Here is a 23,796-nt window from a genome sequence, read left to right as displayed (position 1 = left end):
TGCTAAAACATAGCCAAAAATTATAATTTTATATTTATTATTATACATTTTTTTCCATTTGTAAAGTGCTATGTTAATAGTTATTAAAAAAAAGTTGACATTATCACATTACATAAAATAACTCTTCTAAATAAAACTTCTTCTTTACATATTATATCCAATTATAACATATAAATATAAAAATCATCAATAATATACATTGTACATCTCTTATTTAAGATGCAATTATTATTAAATTATAATAAGCTATATATATTTGATTCAGATGAAATTTATCCTAGCTTAATAACAAAGAAAAAAGGATTCTTAATAGAACCCTTCTAAAAATTATTCTTTATATACACTTTTTAATAACTCTATTTCATTCTTATATCCATCAAGTTCATTCGGTGTCTCAAGGAAAAATGGTAAATTACATAATTGGGGATGATTAATAATATTTGTTACAGCTTTTAATCCTATATACCCATTTCCTATAGTTTCATGTCTATCTTTATGACTTTCAAATGGATTTTTACTGTCATTTAAATGAATTGCATATAATTTGTCTAATCCTATTATATTATCAAATTTATCTAAAACTTTATCTAAATCATTTACTATATCATATCCTGCATCATGAATATGACATGTATCAAGGCATACCCCTATATGTTCTTTTAATTCAACGCGTTTTATAATTTCAGCTATTTCTTCAAAATTTCTGCCTACTTCAGTTCCCTTTCCTGACATAGTTTCTAAAAGAACTTTAGTTGTTTGATCCTTTTTTAAAATAGAATTTAAAGCACTTGAAATATACTCTATACCAACTTCTGTTCCTTGCTTAACATGACTGCCTGGATGAAAATTATATAAATTATTAGGCAGATACTCCATTCTTTTTAAGTCATCTGCCATTATTTCTATTGCAAATTCTCTATTTCTTTCATCAGCTGAACATGCATTTAATGTATATGGTGCATGAGCTAATATCTTACAAAAATTATTTTCCTTTGCTAATTCTAAAAATTCTTTAACATCATTTTCATCTATATCTTTTGCCTTGCTTCCCCTTGGATTACGAGTAAAAAACTGAAATGTATTTGCTCCAATTTTTAAAGCATTTTCACCCATATTTTTAAAGCCCTTTGATGAAGATAAATGACATCCTATATTTAACATATTATATCCTCCATATTTAACTAGCAGTTTATTTATTATTTATTTTATTATATTATACTGCTAATAAATTATTATTGCTACATAATAATTATTCTCCCTTAGTGTATCATCTAAAGTTTCATTTATTATTTCATAAACTTTATTATATATCTATAAATAAAGCTTCGTCTCAATTCTTCTATCATATTCTGACCATGTTCCACTTTTAGTCTTATCTTTTAATTGATTAATTTTATTCATTGTAGCATCTATAGAATCAGCATAATTTACTATAAAGGATTCTTCCATCTTCATATCTCTAGGAGATCCATATTCAAGTTTACCATGATGTTGAGTAATGCATCCTTTTATTCTACTTATAAAATCATCACTATAAGAAAAAGAATTTTCACGAGCAGCCTGATCTATCATTTGAACACCAATTACAATATGTCCCTCCATCTCACCTTGTAGTGTATATCTAAAAGGACCCTCATAGTAAAGTTCATATATCTTTCCAATATCATGAAGTTTGGCAGAAAGTACTGCTATTTCAGGTCTTCTACAATCATATCTTTCGCATAGCATAGCAGTTAAATACATAACATTTAACGTATGCTCAGCAAGTCCCCCTATGTAATTATGATGCATAGATACACCGCCAATTCCACGTTTAAACTTATTTAAGAACTTTTCATCTTTAAAAAAATAATCATTTAATGCTTTTCCTTCTCTAGATATTATATATTTATTTGTGTATTCTTCAATTTCATTCATTATATCTTCAATTGGTCTCTTCACTGTTGGAAGATAGTCTTCTAAATTGTACTCTGAAATAAATTCATATTTTCTAATATCTAAATTTACGCCCTTTGTTCCATGTACTTTTAGCACCATACCTTCCTTAATATCTTGTTTTTTACTAGCTATATTTGATTTGCTTTCTCCTGTCTTATCTGCAAGTATACATACTGTCTTATTAGGATCTTTAAAAATTATCCTCATAACCATTAAATTTATTTCTATAGTTTCTTCATCTTTTAAATCGCATAAAAACTTATCTTTATCACTCATAAAATCCTCCATTTTAAATTTATTTATAAAAATATTATGTGTAAAAATATACAAATTATAATTATTTCCTGTAAATTAAATAATTAATATATTGTACCACAATTATATTGAAAATTTATAAATAATAATAAGTATTCCTCAAAACACCTTTTAATTTGTTTTTAATATTATGCAATTTTTATAGTTAATCTATAGTTTTATCTGAAAATGAATTGACTCTAGTCATGAATCTCAATTTACCTTTATTGAATAAACACATTCACCTTTTTTCTTCTGAAGCTTGTACATTTAGCCTTCCGTATCTCCCATAAATCACTAAAAAATATGTTGATAAAAATATTTAAAATATGTTTTCTAACATTAACTGAAACAAAAATGATATAGGAAATACAATTACCAATGCTGGAAGTAAATTAACTACTTTTATTTTTTTAATTTCTGCAATAGATAAACCAATTATAAAAGTCAATATTCCTCCAATAGCTGTAAAATCTCCTAACATATTAGCATTTATTAATGGCATAATAAACTTTGCAAGATAGAAGAATGCACCTAAAATTAAAAATTGAGGAACAACAATTAAATTCATTGCATATCCAAGTATGCATGCAAAAATAGCTCCAGCAAAAATATCCATAATAGCCTTTGATAATAATATTGTAATGTCCCCAGTCATAGCTTCATTCATTGCACCAAAAATGTTTGTTCCACTTAAGCAAAAAGTTGCAGCTACAATTACATAAAAATTCATATATGCTTCTTGATCTCCCTCTATTTCAAAGTGAAACTTATAAATAACCTTCTTAAATATGTTCTTTACTTTTGTATCTAAATCCATTAATTCTCCCATTAGTGTTCCCAAAATCAATGATAATATCACTGCTGGTAAAGACTTCAATTTAATAAATGATACCACTCCAATTACAATTGCCGAAATCCCAAAAATAATTGTAAGTGGATAATTAATACGATGAGGAATTTTATGCTTAAATCTTGCTCCAAGAACTCCCCCTATTAAAACTGCTAAAGAATCTAAAAAAATACCAATAGGCATAATAAATACCTTCTTTCTACTAATTTTCTTTTGCAAAAGATATGAAATGTTAACATATTACATTTTAAAAGTCAACATTAAAAAATTGAAATATTATCTTTACAGAACAAAATCGCAAGGCGACTTTAAAGCGTCGATTTTTTTAGCCATGCACCCTTTCCAAATGCAATGTAGGAATAATTTGGGCATAAAAAAAACGTGGCTTCATGCCACGCTTTATTATTATTTAATCAAATATTATTTTATGATTTTTTTGGAAGTTATCTTTTAATGTAAGGGATAAATTATTTGCTCTATTTCCTTCTATTATATTAGTTACTGTGAACTCTTTTACTTTATCAAACAATGTAAAAATTGTTTTTGCCTTATGTTCACTATTATATACTTTCCAATATCCACAAGTTAAGCATTTTTTATTTGAGCATTCCATAAAATCTTTAACATCATCTAAAGGATATCCTAAAAATATTCCTAATTCATGAGGACAGTTATATACTTCATATCTATCTTTTAATGTGTTCAATGCATCTTCTACTGATAGCTCCCTATCATATCCTACACAATTAAGAAATTTCAAATTATCCTTCTTATTGATATATTTTTCTAATAAATCTTTATCATAAATTAATACTATTAAAGACTTATCACTATCTCTTAATGAGATATATCCTAAATTTAATTTTCTCAAATAATCTTTTCCATATATATTCCACAAATAAAATATATCTTTATTATCATATTTACTTAAATTCAGTGTAATGGATGGTTTCAATCTAGCACTTATTAATGCAACATTATAAGATATAAAAGTTTCAATATATTCTTTTCCCTCCATACCATTTAATAAGTTATAAAAAGTACTAATTTTTTCTCCCATCATTACTCCTCCATTAATTAATTACTTAATTTAGCTATTTCTCTTCCATATTCAATACATTGTTCTTCACTTTCACCTTCAGGTGTATAATTTACAATTAATGGTTCTAAAGCCACATTAACTCCTGAATCTGTCATTTTTTCTTCCCAGCTTCTCATCCATTGTCCATCACCCCATCCATAAGATCCAAACAATATAACTTTTTTATTTTTTAAGTCTTCTTGTACACTCTCTAAAAATGGTTCAAATTCTCCAGATTCAAGTTCTTCATCTCCCATAGATGGACATCCTAGTACTACTATATTTTCATCTTTTAAACTATCAATTTTTGCACTAGAAATATTTATCATTTCAGTCTTAGTACCAGACTCCTCTATACCTTTCGCTACTAAATTTGCCATAGCTTCTGTATTACCTGTACCACTCCAATAAATTATCTTCATAAATCCTCCTCTTGGTTCTCCTGTTGAGAACAATTATCAATTTCATTATATTATTATAATATTCTACTTAAATAATGTTGTCAATAGGATTTTTACTAAAAATAAAAAAGATCCTAGCAATTTATTTTAAAATTACCAAGACCTTTAAAAAATAATTATAGATTACTTTTTATATTTTATTTAACACTAATTTTCTACTTTTCATTAAATGAACTGCGAATATTACAAATCCTATCATTAAAGTAAATCCAGCATATGCATAAATATTTCTATAACCATATCCCATAACTACTTTTCCCCAAATTATTGAACCAACTCCATATCCACCATCTAATAGTGCATAATAAATAGCATTAGCCATTCCTTTTTTATTTTCACTTACTGAATCTAAAATCATCAGATTGATTATTGGTAATAATGATCCCATCATAACCCCGCATAAAAATCCAAATATTATTAGTTGTGGCATTGTCTTAACTATTGACATCCCAAATATAGATGCAGAAAAAATTATTAATCCATATAATAAAACTGTATTTGTTCCAAATTTACTTACTATTTGATTTATAAATAACCTTGATGCTAATATACCTAAAGCATTTATTGTAAAAAATAATCCAATATTACTAAAGCCTAATTCTATTCCATACAAAGCTGTAAATGCTAAAATAGTACTTTCTGCAACTGCTGCTAAAAATAATATTATTGCAGGTATAATCATATTTTTTTCATTACTTTTTTCTTCAATATTAACTTGATTAACATTATTAACTTGATTAACATTTTGTTGTAATGAATTTTTTTCAACATTTTCATTGTATGATAGTTTTAAAGATATCAAAATTGTTATAATTGCTACAAAAGTTGTTGTGATAAATAATAATTTGAAATTTTCATATTCTTTACCAACTAACGCTAATGCAATTGATGGCCCTACTGCTGTAGTTATAGTTATTCCTACTCCAGAATATCCTATTCCTTCAAGCATTCTTGATTTTGGTGTAACATCGGTAACAATTGTTGCTATAGCAGTAGAAGATATTCCAAATCCAAATCCCTGAAATATCCTTAAAAGTATAATCATTTGTATATTATTTATAGCTAAATATGCTATTGTTGATAATGCAGTTATTGCTACACCTAATATCAAGATTTTTCTTCTTCCAACCTTATCTAAAAGTTTTCCTGCAAGCAATCTGATAAATAATGCAGCTAATGTAAATGCACCAGTCATTATTCCTGCATAAGTATCAACATGTGTAATTTGTTTTGTATAAATTGATATTGTTGATAGTAATAAATTACAAGCTAGGTTTACCCCTATTGTAATAAACAATGCTAATATAAAATGACTTGTCCATAGTTTTTCTTTTTTATCCATTACGTTATCCCCATCCTATATTGGTTTTTCCTTACAATATTTTAACTAGATACTTGAAAATAGATTGTAGTCTATACTACAATCTATATAGTAAATTTTTTATGAATGGTGATTATATGGATAATAAATTTAAAACCTTACCCAGTTCTACTATAAGTATAACTTCTGAATTTTATAAAGTATTTGAAGAAGCAGGTACACTAAAGAAATATCGCAAAGACGAAATTATTTATTTTCAAGATGATATAGCTGAAAATTTTTATTTAATTAAATCTGGAAGAGTTAGAGTTTTTCTAATCTCCCCTCAAGGCACAGAACTTACAATTGAAATTTTAAGAAAAGGAAATCTTTTTGGTGAATCATCTTATTTTAGCTATGGTGCTAGATTAACATCAGGTAGTGCTGCTACTGATGTTGAATTAATCGCTGTTAGCTTAGAAAATTTATATCCTTATTTAACTAAATACCCTGAACTAATGATTCAAATGTTCCACCTTATGTCTTTATCAATTCAAAATTTATCAATACAAGTTAATAGTATGGCATTTTTAGAAGCCGATAAAAAAACTGCTGAATTATTAGTACGTTTAGGAGTACATTTTAAGAAAAATAAATATGATGATTTCTATATAATAGATTATTCACATGAGGAAATAGCTCAATTAATTGGTTGTTGCAGAGTTACTGTAACCAAAATATTAAATAAATTTCAAAAGGATGGCTTAGTATCCTTAGGGTATAAAGAAGTGAAAATTATAGATGAAAAAAGATTAAAGTCATTTGCTTTTTCTTAACGTTCTATTTTAAATATACGTTTATATATGCAATAGGTACAGTAGCTACTCCACGCTTTTTTAGTTAAAATTAGAGAGATGAGAATTGAAAGTTTTGTTTGAAAGTCTTAAAAATTTTCCTATAATATATTTTCATAAATTCAATTACCAAATTTTTTGTTGACTTTTAATTTTTCACTCTCAATTCTCAACTAATATTTACTTAACCCTAAATTTTATTAACTTTTTAAGCTTCAATATAAGCTGCCATGTATCACTTATTAATATTAAATATTGAATTAATACGTTGTACTTTCCTTTTTTCTAGTTATTAGTAATGTAATTATTAATCCTCCCCAAAGTATTGTTGCTCCCAATATTAAAAATAGTATAGCTTGGCTTGTCATCTACATAACCTCCTTACTATTTATATTTTTTAATTCATATTTCCAAGGTTTCTTACTAATTAATATTCCACCTATAATTCCTATTACTATAATTGACCATCCATATAATAATAATGATATTGAATCATATCCTCCATAAGGAGTTGTTATCTCTGTTATAATACTTTTAACTAGTGTTAATGATAATAATATAGGTGTAACATATTTTATTATCACATCCCACCATATTCCTATATTAAAGTAAGAAATAGAATTTGTGTAATCTCTTATAACCTTAGGTTTAACTATCCATCCAATTACAACAGATTCTAATAATCCAACTGTTACTATTCCATAATTGTTTATAAAGTTATCCATAATATCTAATAGATATAACCCACCATTAGTTGCAAAAACTGTGCTTATTAAAAATCCCATTACGCACATAACACTAACAACTTTTTTACGTTTCAACTGAAATTTATCAATTATAGCTGCTGCTATTGCCTCAACCAATGAAACTGATGAGGTAAGTCCTGCAAATACTAAACATATAAAAAATAAAACTCCTAATATATTTCCCCATATTCCCATAAGTGAAAATACTTTAGGAAATGCTATAAATGCTAGTCCAATCCCACTTGTTACCACGTCTTCAATTCTTACACCTTGGCTTGTCGCCATTACTCCAAGAATTGAAAATACTCCAATAGAACATAAAAATTCAAATCCACAATTTGCAAATGCAGTCATAAACGCACTATTATTTATGTCTGTTTTTTGTGGAAGATAACTTGAATATGTCATCATAATTCCTGTGGCTATACTTAAAGAGAAAAATACTTGTCCATATGCTGAAATCCAAATTTGAGGATCTTTTATTTTATCCCAATCTGGTGTAAATAATTTATTTAATCCAACAACAGCTCCATCTAATGTAACACCTCTTATAACTATTATTATCATTATTACTAATAAACAAGGTAATAATATCTTGCTGGCCTTTTCAATTCCTAATTTTACTCCTTTATAACATATATACCAATTTACAATCCAAATTAATGCTATTCCAATTAATACAGGCCAAATTATTCCACCTAATTCTAAAGGAGACTCAGATAATTTTAAAAAATAATTATAAAAATATGAGTTTGAATCCTCGCCCCAACCCTTTCTAAAACTAAGAGTTACGTATTTAATAGCCCAACTTAATACCATTGAATAATAGCATAATATAATTGATGAACTAATTATTGGCCACCATCCAATCCATTCAAATCTTTTATTAATTTTTGATAATGAAAGTGGTGTAGAACCTCTAAATTTATGACCTACTCCATACTCTAATATTAAAAGAGGAATTCCTGCAGTAAATATAGCAAAGAAATAAGGTATTAAAAATGCGCCTCCCCCACTTGAATACACTACATATGGAAATCTCCATATATTCCCCAAGCCTATTGCTGAACCAATTGCAGCTAGTATAAAACCTATCTTAGATCCCCATTGTTCTCGATTTTCTTCCATGTATAAATCCTCCTAAGTTAATTTTAAATATTTATAAAATAAAAAAGTCCCATAGTTATCTATGGAACTTTTTAACCTAGGATACAAAAAGTTCCATATTAATCTATGAGACTTATTTTTATCTATAAAAACACAAAATAGCCTCATATAAAATCTATGAGGCATTCTTATCTATAAAATATAAATTAGCCATCATAGACACAGTTGCTTAAAATGAGCAATTGTATCTATGACAGTAATAAATTTATCAAATCATAAACACAATTGCTAAAGTAATTCGGCTAATAATAAGAGTACTCTATTAAATTGTAATTCTATTGTAAATTGTGATTTTCTTATTTGCATAATATTTCCTCTCCTTTGTAATTTTAATCATATTAACATTATATTTTGCTTTTTGTCAATATTCTTATTAAGAATAACTCCAATAAATACTATGATTTAATAATAAATTATTAAAAAATCAATGTTTATTATTATATTTTTTTATAAATTAACTATATTTTTTAATAAAATTAATTAGATGTTAAATTTGTTAAATATTTAAAAAGTTTAAAATATGTTCTATAAATTTACATTTTAAATGTAATTTTTAGATTTAAATAATAAATTAAATATTTACCTACAACTACTAAGCCACCTAAAAATGGTGTAGATATATTTAGTAGAATAGTTTCTCCATATTCAACTTTAGTAATTGATGGTGGACAAATAATTATTTCACCTGGACAATCTCTTATAGTTTATCTTGGCGGATTCCTACCAATTCAATTTGATAGTACAATAGTTGCTTTCGGATGGTGGGAAGAAAAAATATATGAATATCCATGCTGTCATTGTTAAAATAAAACTTTTATTATTATCCTATGAATATTAAAAATAAAATCCACGACATTTCTGTCGTGGATTCGTCAATATAGATTAAGCTTTATTCTCTTAGTTTACTTCTTAATAGGAATCCAAATCTCACATTTATAATCTTTTCACAAAATATAATATCTTGTGCTGTCATTGTAAGTCTTCTTCTGCGTACATATTCAGCTAATTATACTCTAATAAAATTCCTTCTTTAGCTTTCATGCTCATGCCAATATTTAGGTTTACAATCTTATGGTTATTAGCTTCTGAAATTACAAGGATAGTAATATCATCTAATCCTTTTTCTTTAATAAAGTTTCTATCAAAGCTTAAAAGAAGCTCACCTTTTTTTACTGTTTTTCCTTCCTCACAGTATAATTTAAAGCCTTTTCCATTTAAAGCTATAGTATCAATCCCTACATGGATAAGAAATTCTACACCATCTTTTGTTCTAATACCAACTGCATGCTTACTTTCTTTCATGACTGCAGCAATAGTTCCATCACATGGCGAGTATATTTCACCTTCACTTGGTTTAATTGCAATTCCTTCCCCCATCATCTTTTGTGAGAATACTTCATCATTAACATCGCTTAAATCAACACTTATGCCATCAGCAAAAGCATAAAACATTTTGTTCTTGTTTTTATTAAATAAATTCTTAAACATATACACCTCTACTTTAATTCCGGCCAATAGCCTTTATTAGCTTCTATAAGATCATCTAATAACAATTTAGCAATTCCAGCACTTGGTAAAGTTTTAGACAAAGTAAGCGCTTGCCACAATTTTTGATAGCTATTTTCAATCCAAGCTTCAACTACTAACTTTTCTACTGATACCTGTTGTTCCATTAATCCCTTTTGGAATTGTGGAATTTCTCCTTGTGCTAAAGGTTCTAGTCCATCACTTCCAACTATGCATGGAACTTCAACCATAGCAGTTGGATCAAAATTAGAAATAGCACCTTTATTCTCTACTATACATAGCATTCTTTCATGGGTATTATAAGCAATTGCTCTAGCTAGATCTACTATAAAAGTAGCATGAGCATCTATATGGAATTGTCCACCTTTTGCTGTTCCAGCTTTTATAATAGCTCGTGCTGCATTAAATACATCCTTTTCTCTTCCATCCATTACTTCGTTTGCTCTAGAATATTCAGCATTAGAGTGCTCTACAACATAATCAGGATATAGATAATACTTCAAATAAGTATTAGGTAAAAATCTTGGATCTACTGCTAATAAATCTTTTGCTTTTTTATGAGTTTCTTGCCAGCTTGGATCTGTATGTTGTGTCTCTACTTCTTTTACTGTTAAGTATCCATTTTCTGCGACATATGCTTTAATTCTATCTGTCAAATCATTTCCTTGTTTATCCTTAACGCTAGTCCACCATCCAAAGTGATTTAATCCAAAGTATTTAACTTCTAAATCACTTGGTTCTAAATCCACAATTCCTGCCATACGACGAAGAGTTCCTACTGGCATATCACAAATATTTAGTACCTTTGAATTTGGCTTTAATCTACGGCAAGCCTCAGCAACAATTGATGCTGGGTTAGAATAGTTTAACATCCAACAATCTGGTGAATACCTTTCCATTAAATCTATTAATTCCAGCATGCCTCCTATGCTTCTCATTCCATAGGCAATTCCTCCTGGTCCGCAAGTTTCTTGCCCAAGTACTCCGTATTTCAAAGGAATTTTTTCGTCCTTTTCACGCATCTCATATTTTCCTACACGTATATGAGCCATACAGAAATCAACATCTGTAAATGCTTCTTTTGGATCTGTTGTATAAGAAAACTCAATATCTGCTGCATTTTCTTTTAATAAAATATCTAAAGCTTCACCAATAACGCTTTGACGTTCACCGTCATTATCATATAATTTTAATTTTCTAATTGGAAAACGGTGTAGATTATCTAATAGCATCATAACTATTCCTGGAGTGAATGTGCTTCCGCCTCCTGCAATAACAATAGAATGTTTTTTCATATATATTCCCTCTTTCCTTTAATTAATATTATTCTTCTACTATTTCTGTAAATTATGTTATTCTCCTACGATTCCTAATGCTTCATCTACTATAGATCTAATTCTAGTAACATGTAGTCCGTAAATTACTTGAACATTTTCTCCTTTTTTAACTACTCCTGTAGCTCCTGTTCCTTTTAATGTAACTTCATCAACCTTTGATGTATCTTCAAGGATTAATCTTAATCTTGTAAAGCAGTTATCTACTTTTTTAATATTTTCTTTTCCACCTAATGCTTCTATTATTACAATAGCTTCATTTCCTGAAGCTTTATCTCCAACACCTTGTTCTCCTGATACCTTGCCCTTATAATCTTGTTTAGTGTAAAGTTTAACTTCTTCAATACTGTCTTCTCTTCCAGTGGTCTTTAAGTTAAGTTTAACTATTAAGAATCTAAATATTATGTAGTAAACTGCAAATTGTGCAATACCTACTAAAATAAACATTGGCCAACCTGTTTTTTCTATACCAAGTGGTAAGTTATATAGTAAGAAATCTATAAATCCATTAGGTGCTATTGCTCGTACACCTAATATATTTAAGGCTACCATTCCAAGTCCACTTAATACTGCATGTACTCCAAATAGTATTGGTGCTGTAAATAAGAATGAAAATTCAATAGGTTCTGTTACACCTGCTATTATTGATGTTATTGCTGCTGGTATAAGTATTGCTTTAGCTTTCTTTTTCTTATCAGCATCTGCTGTATGATACAGTGCTAAGCATGCTCCTATTAAACCAAACATTTTTGATAATCCTCTAGCATCCCATATAACTGTACTTGATAAAACTTTAATTGAAGGGTCTGCAATTTGTGCAAAGTAAATATTTCTTGAGCCTTCTAACACTTTACCTGCTATAGTTTCTATTCCTCCAAGCTGACTATATAAGAATGGAGTGTAAACTAAATGATGTAAGCCTGTTGGAATTAGAAGTCTTTCTAACATTCCATATATAAATATTCCGAAGTTACCGCTTTTTTGTATATAATATCCTAAACTTGATATTCCCCATTGTACTGATGGCCAAACATAAGAAAGTATAACTGCTAATATAACTACTATTGGAATCAGTATTAAGAATACTAATCTTGATCCACCATATATTTGAAGGGCCCCATTAAACTCTTTTTTGCAATACTTATTATGAACATAAGCTACAACTATACCTAAAATTATTCCTAAAAAAACTCCCATGTCTAAAACTTGAGTTCCAAGTACAACTGCTTGACCTGAGCCTCTTAACTGATCAGCTGGGACTAGTTTTCCTGATAAATTAAGAAATATGTTCATGGCATTATTAAATATTAGATAAACTAAAACTGATGTAAAACCCGATTCTGCTTTTTTCTCTTTTGCAAGTCCTACTGCTAACCCAACACAGAATATTATTCCAAGATTTGATAGTATAGGTACTAAAGAACCGGATAGTATTTTACCAAATCCAAATATTATGCTATTTTTGAGAAATGGCGCATATTCTGCTAATTTGGCATTTGTAAAGATATTTCCAAAAGCTATTAATATACCTACAATGGGAAGTATTAATACTGGAATAAACATAGCTTTTGAAAACCTTTGCATGGCATTCATGATTTTATCCTTCATAATTTCCACCTCTTATTAAATTATTATGTTCTTCATAGACTCATTATATATACGTTTTCATTTATTTGAAATAGATTTTAAGCATTAAGAAACCTGTTAGCATAAAAGATAACAGGTTTCTCAAAATGACTATTTATTTTCTTTTTTTGTTTCTTTATAATATCTGTAAATTAAGTACTCCATAAACATTAGCATATTAGCAAAAAATGAGTTAGGCAGTACATTGCTATCATCTAATTTATGCATATCAAATATTTTAAAAGAAATATCAGAAAGAGCTGAAATACTGTTTTCAACTTCTTTTGTAAATGAAACAATTAATTTATTCTTATTTTTTGCTACTTGAACCTTATCTAATACTTCTTTAGTTTCCCCAGATTTTGATATTACTATTAGTGTTTCCATATCTTCTAGATTATTTTCAAAGCTACCTTTAGAATCTATCAATATGCTCTTTATCCCTATGCCTAGCAGTTTTTTATTAAAGTATTCTCCAGCTATTTCAGAATAGCCTCTTGCATAAATAAAAATATACTTCCTCGTTCCACTTGATAATATTTCTATAAATCTTTTTACTGATTCCTCATCTATATACTTCAATAAAAAGTTAATATCCGTACCTATTAATGATTCTGATTTTTCTATAATTCTAGTATTACCACTATCTATTAGGGGAGTTATATTATAAATCATATCAATAAATCCCGTAAAACCTAATTTTTTTGAAAGCCTCATGATTGTAGATGTGGATGTATAATTTTCAGCTGCAACTCCCCTAACCCCAATATCCATCACACTATCAATATTATTAATTATATATTCAAGTACCTGCTCTTCTATAGGTGTAATTTTTTTATTATTAACTATCTTAGTTAAGTCAACTTTCATCGTTCAATCATCCTCTCAATAATAAAAGAATTTCCAATTTATTTTGCGGTATTTAATAAATTGTTATGTCTGTCCGCTTTAAAACTCTTATCTCACCTAAAGGAGAAAATGATTCACATAAAATCAAAGATTTTGATTCTCTATTTTTCTATTGGATGAGAGATAACCGTGGCATGACCCTAGATGAGATAGCTATTCTAGAGTATAAGCTTAACTAATCTTCAGTGTGAAATAAAAAATTCCCTCTGAAGCTAAGTTTGACTTTATACTATATTATATATAAGAATTGAAGTAAGTTAAAGATTTATATTTACATTAAGTAAATATAAATCTTTAACTCCTAGAAATGGAATATATTCAGATATACAAAATCCTTTATTCATAAAAGCCAGTATGTTATTACACACTGGCTTTTATCTATAAAGTATTAATCTTAGTATCTATTTAAGAACAGTTTACTTAAATATCTTGACACGTTCTTCTAACGGTTGGTACTCCTTTTCTTTTGGCTCTGCTGTTGGTTTTCCAAATGGCATTTGCCCAATAAGCTTCCAGTTATCAGATATGTTCCATTCTTTCTTTACATCATTTTCAATAATTTCATTATAATGTTGTAATGATACTCCAAATCCTTCAATTTCTAATGCAGTCCAAATAACAAATTGATGCATTCCATTTGTTTGTTGAGCCCAGATTGGGAAATTATCTTTATAAAGAGCAAATTTTTGTTGCAAATCTTCTACTATACTATTATCGTCGTAGAACAATACTGTACCATATCCATTTTTAAATGAATTTATTTTATCTTCAGTAGTACTAAATTGATCAACTGGTACAACTTTTCTCAAAGCTTCTTTTGTAATATCCCATAATTTATCATGGTGAGTTCCTAATACTAACACGACTCTTGTACTTTGTGAATTAAATGCTGATGGAGTATGTTTCACAGCATGGTCTATAATCTCTTTAATTCTATCGTCTGAAACCACAGTCTCCTTGCTAATTCCATAAAATGAACGTCTATCTGCTACTGCAGTAAAAAAATCTTTTGACATTAATAACTCCTCCTAATTCATATAAAATCTTATTTTTTATTATTTTTAATATAATTATTATATACATACTTAATATTATTATTCTTTTTTCATTTCTAAAATCAAAATATGGGAAGTTTCTTTTCCTTGGATTAAAATATCTTCCTCAATTATTTTCATTCCATCTCTATCATTTAACTCAATATCATTTATTATAGAAGTTCCCTCTATCTGAACTAGATACGCCTGTCTTCCCTCATTAACTGTGAAATTAATCTCTTTTTCTTTTCCAAGTTCTAAAGAATAAACATTCATATCTTGATTTATTTTTATTGGTGCATTTCCATCTTTTCTTGAAACCATATGAAGCCATTTGTTTTGTCTAACATTCCAATTAAACCTATAGTCTCCATAGTCAGGATTATATCCTTGTTTATCTGGCAAGATCCATATCTGTAACAATCTCAATGTATCTTCTCTAAAGTTAAACTCACTATGATATACCCCTGTTCCCGCACTCATGTATTGAACATGACCACGAGTTATTGTGTTTTTATTACCCATGCTATCTTCATGCGTAAGTTCACCATTAATTACATATGTTATTATTTCCATATCTTTATGAGGGTGAGTGTCAAATCCAGTGTCAGGTTTAATTAAATCATCATTTATAACTCTTAAAGCTCCAAATCTCATATTATATGGATTGTAATATTCTGCAAAAGAAAAATGGAATTTAGATCTTAGCCATCCAAGATTACTATTACCCATATCATTACTTTTTATCTTACTTAACATTCTATATCCCTCCTCCTGATTATTATTTTAGATTTTAACTTAAAACATTACTAAACTATTCTATAATAATTTTACTATCTTACAAAAAATTATTATAGAATTTTATTCAAGTTAGTTACATTTAGTAACTAACTTGAATTGATTATCACACATTCATTATAATTAGTCAAGACCTTTTTTATAATAAATATTCAGACATGCTTTTAAACTTTCATTTTTATTTAGACAAAAATAAAAAGAACCCCTTAAAATTAAAAGGAGATTCTTTATAAGTTTTTACATTATGTTAATTACATCCATTTTTCGGCCCATTTTTGAATTTCGTCCATAACAACTTGCAGTTGATACCCTTTTTCTGTTAGTTCATACTCTATACGTACTGGAGTTTCTGGATAAACTTTTCTAATAATAAGTCCTTCTTTCTCCAGTTCTTTAAATCTTTCTGTAAGCATACGAGCGCTCATATTAGGAATTGCTTCCGCTATATCCGAAAATCGATTTTGTCCATTCAATAATGTTCTTATAATCAATCCGGTCCATCTCTTTCCTAATAATTCAAAAGCATTTTCAAACCTTGGGCACATGTGATATTTTTCCATATCTAATCACCACCTGCTATTATTCTATCATACTTAATTAATAAAAATAAATAGTATAATATTATACCAACACAATGGTTTTGATAGGATTGGAAATACATAGAGAATTTCACTTTTATCATTGGCTTATTTAAAATTACAAAAGCATTTTTGCAAATTCCATATTATCAAAATTGTTTTCTTTAATATATTCTAAAATCTCGCTTCTATAGTTCTTATCGTGCTCTACTGCCTTTATGAATACTTGAATAAACTCTATCATATGTTCTACAGAATCTTTTTCATTATATATGTATTTTCCAACTAGATAGAACCTAATTAATGAATATCTAAATAAAAGCATAATATATCCTTCAAACATAAAATCGCTTTCTGAAAAAGGGAATAAATTATTATATATAAAATTAACCATATAATTTTCGAATATGTGGCTGTTAGTTTCTATATACTTCTCTGTATATTTTTCAAATGCATTTATATATTCCTCTGCATTTTTAATTACATCCTCATTATCTTTAATATTATATCCCTTTAAAAGTTCTTTCGTATAGTTTTTAAATTTATCACTATCAGTTTCATTTACTATATCTAAAGAATCAACTACATTTTTAAAAAATGAAACTTGAAGTGCATAATTCATACGCTCTCTTTTATAAGACTTAGATTCAGATTCTATATCATATTTATTTATAAACTCCTTTATTTTGTCACTTTCTATATCTTCTAGCTCATTTAAAAAATCACCAAGAACATATAATCTACAGCTGATATTTAAATTTCTATTTTGCATTACTTTTATTGAAAAATCTCGTATCTCTTTGAAATACTCTATAGGTGTATCTTTAAATTCATATGATGTAGTATCAAGTACACCTGACATAGTATACTTACCTAAACTCTTTTCACTTTCCTTAAATTCTATTTTCTCTTTACTTCCAAAAATAATTCTTGCTGCCTCCGGACATGCTGCATCAAGGCATATTTCATAATGATCATCTACTTTATTTAATACTCTAGGAAATTGAGTACAAACACTAGAAAGATAATCCTCACCAAATTTCCCTTGAATCAAACAATAATTCTCATCATCTAGAAACGGACATCTTTTTATTTTGTTTAATTTAATTCTTCCATAATCTAAATCTTTATTGGTACAATATTTATTGTTATGAACATTTTTTTGGAACATCTTGTTCATTGTTTCATCTTTAACTTTGTGATATTTTTTAAATGTTTCTTTATCAATATCTATATCCCATCCAATGCAACAGTTATCTTCACATTTTCCTCCAATACACTGAAACTTATCTATATATGATGGATATATCATTTTTACACTCTTTTTCATGTTTATCTTCCTTACATTTTAATATTTTATCTAAGGCTAATTATATCATCAACATTATATATAATTTAAATTATTTTTACCTATAACATATTTAAAATCTATCAATTTAAATTAAATTATTCTATAATCTAATATAAATTTTCACCATTTGATTGTATTACTTTTTTATACCAATAGAAACTTTTTTTCTTACTTCTCTTTAAAGTTCCATTTCCTTTATTATCTCTATCTACATATATAAAACCATAACGTTTTTCCATTTCTCCTGAACCAGCACTTACTAAATCTATAGGCCCCCAAGATGTATACCCAATTAAATCTACTCCGTCAGTATTTACTGCATCTCTCATTGCTTTAATATGTTCTCTCAAATAATCTATTCTATAATCATCTTCTACAGATCCATTTTCATCTACTATATCTCTTGCACCTAGCCCATTTTCTACAATAAATAAAGGCTTTTCATACCTATCATATATATGATTTAACGTAATTCTTAATCCTATTGGATCTATAGGCCATCCCCATTCACTATATTTAAGATATGGATTTTTAGCTGATACAAATAAATTACCTTCTGCTGTATCATCTTTATTATCATCAGTTCTTACGCAACGACTATTATAGTATGAGAATGAAACAAAATCCACTGTATATTTTTCCAATAATACTTTATCAGAATCTTCCATTATAGGCATAATACCTTTACGTTCCAGTTCTTTAATTGCATAATTAGGATATTTACCTTTTGCTTGCACATCTACAAAAAAATAATTCTCACGATCAACCTTTATAGCCTCTAAAACATCTTTAGGATTGCAACTATACGGATATACACTTCCAGCTGCGAACATACATCCAACTAAATTATTTTTATCTATTTCATGTGCAATCTTTGTTGCAATAGCACTAGCCACCAGTTGATGATGAGCAGCTTGATATTTTATCTTTTCTTCATTTTCTCCTTCTTCAAAACAAATTCCTGCACTCATAAAAGGAGCATGTAAAATCATGTTTATTTCATTAAAAGTAAGCCAATATTTAACTAAACCTTTGTATCTTCTAAAAATAACATTACATAATTTTTCATAAAAACTTATCATTTTACGATTACGCCAAGAACCATACTTTTCTATTAAATGCATAGGACAATCAAAGTGTATAATTGTAACTAATGGTTCTATACCGTATTTATGGCATTCTTTAAATATATCTTCGTAAAATTGAAGTCCTTTTTCATTTGGAATATCTTCATCTCCATTTGGAAATATTCTGCTCCAAGCAATACTCATTCTATACACTTTAAACCCCATTTGTGCAAATAATTTTATATCTTCCTTAAAATTATGATACATATCAATTGCTATCTTAGCTGGATAATAATGCTCTTCATCAAAGTTGTACATTTTTAATTTACCCTTAATAACTAATGATCTGTCTTTACCTATAGGACATAAATCAACATTAGCTAATCCTCTACCATCTTCATTATATCCACCTTCACATTGATTGGCAGCAGTGGCTCCACCCCATAAAAAATCATCTCTAAATTTCATATTTTTTCTCCTCCTAGTTAAATAAAGCATTAACTTACGCTAATGCCTTATCCAATAATTAAAATATAACAGTTATTAAATTACTTCCTCTTTCTATATTTTTATTTTCAGTCTCTACCACTTCTAAATACTCTGACATATTAGTAACAACTATAGGTGTAACTACACTATACCCAGCCTCTTTTATTAAATCTATATCAAAATCCACTAAAGGTTGTCCTTTAGTAATCTTATCCCCTTGCTTAACATGGGCCTTAAACCCTTTACCTTCTAGTTGCACAGTATCTAATCCTATATGAATAAGAATTTCTACACCACTTTCAGCAGTAATCCCTATAGCATGTAAACTCGGAAATAAAGTTGTAACTTCTCCATCTATTGGAGCTACTACCTTTCCCTCACTAGGAATAATTGCAATTCCATGACCTAATACTCCTGATGAAAAGGCTTCATCTTCTATATTGTTTAATTTAACAGCCTCTCCTTTTAATGGACTACCTATTACTACTTTTCCTAACTTATTAGATTTAACTTCTGTAGTTTTTTCTTCCTTTACTGTTTCCGTTTTATCTTTATATAGAATCATTGTTAATATGAACCCTACAACCATTGAAATAACAATACCTATTAAAGCTACTATTAAATTTCCCATAGATCCATCTGGTTCAATCATAGCTGGTAATTCAAATATTCCCATTCCGCCTGCCATAAATTTTCTCAAATTAAAGAATCCATAAAATGCTCCTCCAATACCACCAGAAACACAACTAATTATAAAAGGTTTCTTTAATGGTAATAAAATACTATATATAGCAGGCTCAGTTACCCCAAATATTCCTGATATAAAGTTTGGAAGTGCCATTTCCTTAAGCTTTTTATCCTTTGTCTTAAAGAATATTGCTAATACAACTGCTGATGTTGCAAATGTACATGCAAAGAAAGGCATCATAACATTATCATATCCTAATGTCATAATATTATTTATATATACTGGAATAAATCCCCAATGCATTCCAAAAATAACTAGTATTTGCCAAGTAAATCCTACTATTGCTCCTGCTAATAATGGATTAAAATCTCTTACTGAAAATACAAACTCAGAAATAATTTTAGATCCGAAAGTTGCTATTGGTCCAATAACTATAAATACAATTGGTAATGCCACTAATAAAGTTAACATTGGTACAAAGAAAAATTTAACTAAGTCCGGTATAAATTTACTAAAGAATTTTTCACATTTTGCTGCAAAATATACTGCCAGTATGATTGGAATAACTGTTCCTGTATAATCTATTGAAATTATTGGTATACCAAAGAAATCAATATAAATTGGCGAAGAAAATATTGTTCCATTAAATAAAGTATATAATGGCTCTATTCTTGCTGATAGAGCACTTGACTGCATACTTGGATAACACATAGTTGCTCCAATAACTAATCCAAGCATTGGCTTTAAACCAAATTTCTTAGCTGAAGTATATCCTAGAAATAAAGGAAGAAAGGTAAACAATGCATCTCCAATCGCATTTATTGTTAAATATCCACCACAAGTGTTCGTATATAATCCTATTGCTACAAATAATGCGTTTAATCCCTTTATCATACCACAAGCTGCCATAATACCTAATATAGGCTGAAAGATTCCTGATACAATATCAATTCCCTTATCAAGTAAACTGCCTGATTTTTTTTCCTCCAAACCTTTATCAAAGTTATCAATATCTATTAATTCACATACCTCTGAATATACATCTGGAACATGATTTCCTATAACTACTTGATATTGTCCAGCACTTTTCATAACTGTAACAATACCATCCATATTTTTTAATACATCATCATTTGCTACATTATCATCTTTTAATTTAAAACGTAATCTAGTAATGCAATGTGTTAAACCAATAATATTTTCTTTTCCACCAACATTTTTTACAATCTCTTTTGCTAATTGATTATATTTTTTCATCTTTTTATTCCTCCATCTTTCTTTTAAAATTATTAATTGAAATTTGAAGGTTTAGCCAACTTAATGTTACTATCCAACTTAAAAGCTAATTTGTACAAATACCACATCCTTTCAAACTATATAATAAATATCTATATTTTTAATTTTAAATCTTGTATTACCTTTGCAATATGTATAGTTAAATATATCATTTCATCAACTGTTAAATTATAGTTATATTTTTTATGAATAAAAGTTCTAATTTTAATGATACATTCAAATTCCTTAGAATATTTTTTCTTTATTATGCTTAAAAGTTCTTCATCTGTATCTCCATTATATGTATTATCTGAAAATAAACGTTGGGCAAAAAACTTTAAATGTGTAATAAATCTATAATAAAATACTGATTCCTCTTTAAATTGAACTCCAAAATGAATTCTCACTATGGTAAGTATTTCATTTATTAACTTTGTAATCCCTTGAACCATAGGCTGTTCTTCATTTAACTGTGCACTTACAATATGAAAAGCAATAAATCCTGCTTCATCATCTGGAAGTTTGACTTTTGTCTTTTCTCTTATAATATCTAATGCTTTCATTCCAATTTCAAATTCATCTATGTAAAAACGTTTTATCTCCCAAAGAAGAGCATTTCTCACTATAATCCCATTTTTAGTTCTTTGAATTGCAGTATATATATGATCACTTAATGAAATATAAATTCTTTCATTCAATTTTTTATTTAACTTATCTTGAGCATATTCAATAATTTCATCACATAACTTCATATATTGTATTGGTATGCTATTAAGTAACTCTTCAAACTTATTTGAGATTTCTTTATTAGATATTCTAAATACCTTATTTATCTTCTCTTCATCAATAGCATCGCCTTTGGACTTTTGATATCCTATTCCTTTTCCCATAACAATTATTTCTTCACCATTAGAATCTACTGTAATTACAACATTATTATTCAAAAGTCTATTAATAACCATAGCTTTTCCTCCCTTTCAAGGATGTTTTGCTTAATTTAGTTATATAAATTAAATTTTATCTAAAAATGAAAAAGCCCATTCATTATAATGCAAAAGAGAATATAATCCTCCCCTGCATATTAATGAATAGGCTTAGCTTGCACTTAAACAATTACTACCCTGTTCCTCTTAATATATTGTCATCTTAACATATATTTTTCTATTTGTCAACGTTTCCATCAATGAAAGAACTCAAAATCATTTTCATGAATTAAAATTTCATTCCTAATTATGGAATATATTAAATAGGCTTATTAAGTGCATTTAAAATTCACCATTTGCATTACTTTACTTATTTATTACCGCAATAAACTTTATCGCAAGTAAAAACACACTATGAAATTTATCATTCTGTCACTTGTTGTTTTTTAATAATCACATTCTTATTATCAAATCTCTTAACCATATAAGAAACAACTATTGGACATATCATTGCTGATACTACGCATGAAGCTGCAACTTGTGCTGTAGCTGCTGTGGCAACAACAGCAAGTGTTGGATCTAATGCAACAACAGCTGCTGGTGTAGCTACTGCATTTCCTGCTGTTGATCCTGTTGCTAATCCTATTAATGGTTTTTCCTTAAACATTCTTAATAATATATAACCACCGATTCCTGTAAATGAAGCTATTATACCTAATAATATTCCTGGACCTCCTGCAGTAATTATTGTTGATAAATTCATTCCTGCTCCTAAAGGAAATGAAAAAAATGGTATAAGTAATAACTTACTACTTCCAAGAAATTTTCTCATATCTGGATCAAGGTTTCCTAAAATCATTCCTATTAATATTGGAAGCAATGTTGCAACAAGAGACATAAGAGGAATTTGTGCAAGACCTGATGCACCTAAAGCAACTAATGTAAAAAATGGACCATCTTTCAATGATAATAATGCATAAGCGCCCACATCAGTTTCATCTCCATATTGTGATGCAAGAGACGCATATAACCCACCATTACAATTTGTTAATGCTGAAAGAACTGCTAGTGGTGATAAACCCAATACCCCAGCTGGTCCAAATATTTTTCCTACTGCTATACCAATGCCTGCTCCAACTATAAATTTTCCAAGTATCAACAAAGCACCTTTTTTTAACGCCTTTGGTGCCAATTTAAAATTAATTTGTGAACCTATAAAAAACATAAAACATGCTAATATTGTTGATGATGCTTTTGAATCAAATAATGCTGTAGTAAAACCTCCAATTTTTAAAACTTGTGGACAAAATGTATTAACTAATACCCCTAAAAAAAGTGGAACGATCATCATACCGCCTGGAATTTTATCTAGTGTTTTCTTTATTGGAACTTGCATAATCAAACCTCCTAAATTCTCCTTTTATTTAACTTTTCACATAAGTTTATTTAAGATTTATTAAAACTTTTTCTATGTTTTAATGAATCAGTCTTTATACCAATTAA

22 protein-coding genes are annotated in these 23,796 nt (G+C 28.1%); 2 read left to right on the top strand and 20 right to left on the bottom strand.

What is annotated here, in order from left to right; translation table 11 throughout:
• Positions 1-327 precede the first annotated feature (327 nt).
• From NG918_RS03795 to NG918_RS03770, 6 genes are all read right to left on the bottom strand, one after another.
• Positions 328-1,161, bottom strand: coding sequence for a deoxyribonuclease IV (locus NG918_RS03795; protein WP_252214781.1), 834 nt, complete (start codon positions 1,159-1,161; stop codon positions 328-330).
• A 150-nt stretch (positions 1,162-1,311) separates the two neighbouring features.
• Complete coding sequence (locus tag NG918_RS03790; protein ID WP_252214779.1) at positions 1,312-2,214, bottom strand: 3'-5' exoribonuclease YhaM family protein; 903 nt, start codon at positions 2,212-2,214, stop codon at positions 1,312-1,314.
• Positions 2,215-2,554: 340 nt separating this feature from the next.
• Positions 2,555-3,268, bottom strand: a complete 714-nt coding sequence (locus NG918_RS03785; RefSeq protein ID WP_252214777.1) for a DUF554 domain-containing protein — start codon at positions 3,266-3,268, stop codon at positions 2,555-2,557.
• Between the two features lie 226 nt (positions 3,269-3,494).
• Positions 3,495-4,145, bottom strand: coding sequence for a DUF3793 family protein (locus NG918_RS03780; RefSeq protein WP_252214775.1), 651 nt, complete (start codon positions 4,143-4,145; stop codon positions 3,495-3,497).
• Positions 4,146-4,162: 17 nt separating this feature from the next.
• A complete protein-coding gene (locus NG918_RS03775; protein ID WP_252214773.1) occupies positions 4,163-4,588 on the bottom strand; it encodes a flavodoxin in 426 nt (141 codons plus the stop codon).
• A 169-nt stretch (positions 4,589-4,757) separates the two neighbouring features.
• A complete protein-coding gene (locus NG918_RS03770; RefSeq protein ID WP_252214771.1) occupies positions 4,758-5,969 on the bottom strand; it encodes an MFS transporter in 1,212 nt (403 codons plus the stop codon).
• Positions 5,970-6,085: 116 nt separating this feature from the next.
• On the opposite strand from NG918_RS03770, the gene NG918_RS03765 reads away from it, so the two are divergent.
• Positions 6,086-6,763 carry a Crp/Fnr family transcriptional regulator gene (locus tag NG918_RS03765; RefSeq protein WP_252214883.1) on the top strand — a complete coding sequence of 226 codons (678 nt, stop codon included), beginning with the start codon at positions 6,086-6,088 and terminating at the stop codon, positions 6,761-6,763.
• Positions 6,764-7,041: 278 nt separating this feature from the next.
• On the opposite strand, the gene NG918_RS03760 is transcribed toward NG918_RS03765, so the two are convergent.
• Entirely contained in the window at positions 7,042-7,149 is a 108-nt protein-coding gene (locus NG918_RS03760; RefSeq protein ID WP_252214770.1) for a MetS family NSS transporter small subunit, read from the bottom strand.
• The gene (locus NG918_RS03755) at positions 7,150-8,655 is read right to left on the bottom strand and encodes a sodium-dependent transporter (protein ID WP_252224630.1); all 1,506 of its coding nucleotides are present in this window, start codon (positions 8,653-8,655) and stop codon (positions 7,150-7,152) included.
• Positions 8,656-9,264: 609 nt separating this feature from the next.
• Between NG918_RS03755 and NG918_RS03750 the strand changes: the two genes are divergently transcribed.
• Positions 9,265-9,498, top strand: coding sequence for a DUF6143 family protein (locus tag NG918_RS03750; RefSeq protein ID WP_353735855.1), 234 nt, complete (start codon positions 9,265-9,267; stop codon positions 9,496-9,498).
• Positions 9,499-9,696: 198 nt separating this feature from the next.
• Here NG918_RS03750 and NG918_RS03745 read toward each other — a convergent pair whose 3' ends face one another.
• The 12 genes from NG918_RS03745 to NG918_RS03690 form a co-directional block, all read right to left on the bottom strand.
• On the bottom strand, positions 9,697-10,182 hold the full coding sequence (locus tag NG918_RS03745; protein WP_252214765.1) for a PTS sugar transporter subunit IIA: 486 nt from the start codon (positions 10,180-10,182) through the stop codon (positions 9,697-9,699).
• Between the two features lie 8 nt (positions 10,183-10,190).
• The gene (locus tag NG918_RS03740) at positions 10,191-11,516 is read right to left on the bottom strand and encodes a 6-phospho-alpha-glucosidase (RefSeq protein ID WP_252214764.1); all 1,326 of its coding nucleotides are present in this window, start codon (positions 11,514-11,516) and stop codon (positions 10,191-10,193) included.
• Positions 11,517-11,573: 57 nt separating this feature from the next.
• The gene (locus NG918_RS03735; RefSeq protein ID WP_252214762.1) at positions 11,574-13,163 is read right to left on the bottom strand and encodes a PTS transporter subunit EIIC; all 1,590 of its coding nucleotides are present in this window, start codon (positions 13,161-13,163) and stop codon (positions 11,574-11,576) included.
• A 129-nt stretch (positions 13,164-13,292) separates the two neighbouring features.
• Entirely contained in the window at positions 13,293-14,051 is a 759-nt protein-coding gene (locus NG918_RS03730) for a MurR/RpiR family transcriptional regulator (protein ID WP_252214760.1), read from the bottom strand.
• Positions 14,052-14,506: 455 nt separating this feature from the next.
• Positions 14,507-15,106, bottom strand: coding sequence for a nitroreductase family protein (locus NG918_RS03725; RefSeq protein ID WP_252214758.1), 600 nt, complete (start codon positions 15,104-15,106; stop codon positions 14,507-14,509).
• Positions 15,107-15,184: 78 nt separating this feature from the next.
• Complete coding sequence (locus NG918_RS03720) at positions 15,185-15,883, bottom strand: pirin family protein (RefSeq protein ID WP_252214755.1); 699 nt, start codon at positions 15,881-15,883, stop codon at positions 15,185-15,187.
• Between the two features lie 290 nt (positions 15,884-16,173).
• The gene (locus tag NG918_RS03715; protein ID WP_252214749.1) at positions 16,174-16,482 is read right to left on the bottom strand and encodes a winged helix-turn-helix transcriptional regulator; all 309 of its coding nucleotides are present in this window, start codon (positions 16,480-16,482) and stop codon (positions 16,174-16,176) included.
• A 136-nt stretch (positions 16,483-16,618) separates the two neighbouring features.
• Entirely contained in the window at positions 16,619-17,830 is a 1,212-nt protein-coding gene (gene fliB, locus NG918_RS03710) for a flagellin lysine-N-methylase (protein WP_252214747.1), read from the bottom strand.
• Positions 17,831-17,958: 128 nt separating this feature from the next.
• Positions 17,959-19,386, bottom strand: coding sequence for a 6-phospho-beta-glucosidase (locus NG918_RS03705; RefSeq protein ID WP_252214745.1), 1,428 nt, complete (start codon positions 19,384-19,386; stop codon positions 17,959-17,961).
• 58 nt (positions 19,387-19,444) lie between these two features.
• Positions 19,445-21,352 carry a beta-glucoside-specific PTS transporter subunit IIABC gene (locus tag NG918_RS03700; RefSeq protein ID WP_252224620.1) on the bottom strand — a complete coding sequence of 636 codons (1,908 nt, stop codon included), beginning with the start codon at positions 21,350-21,352 and terminating at the stop codon, positions 19,445-19,447.
• 131 nt (positions 21,353-21,483) lie between these two features.
• Positions 21,484-22,332 carry a BglG family transcription antiterminator LicT gene (gene licT, locus NG918_RS03695; protein WP_252214741.1) on the bottom strand — a complete coding sequence of 283 codons (849 nt, stop codon included), beginning with the start codon at positions 22,330-22,332 and terminating at the stop codon, positions 21,484-21,486.
• 385 nt (positions 22,333-22,717) lie between these two features.
• Positions 22,718-23,689, bottom strand: a complete 972-nt coding sequence (locus tag NG918_RS03690; RefSeq protein ID WP_252214739.1) for a 2-keto-3-deoxygluconate permease — start codon at positions 23,687-23,689, stop codon at positions 22,718-22,720.
• Positions 23,690-23,796 lie beyond the last annotated feature (107 nt).

The organism is Clostridium sp. ZBS2 (genome assembly GCF_023845855.1).
GTDB classification, from domain to species: domain Bacteria; phylum Bacillota; class Clostridia; order Clostridiales; family Clostridiaceae; genus Clostridium; species Clostridium aquiflavi.
This window is presented reverse-complemented; position numbering and strand designations above follow the sequence as displayed.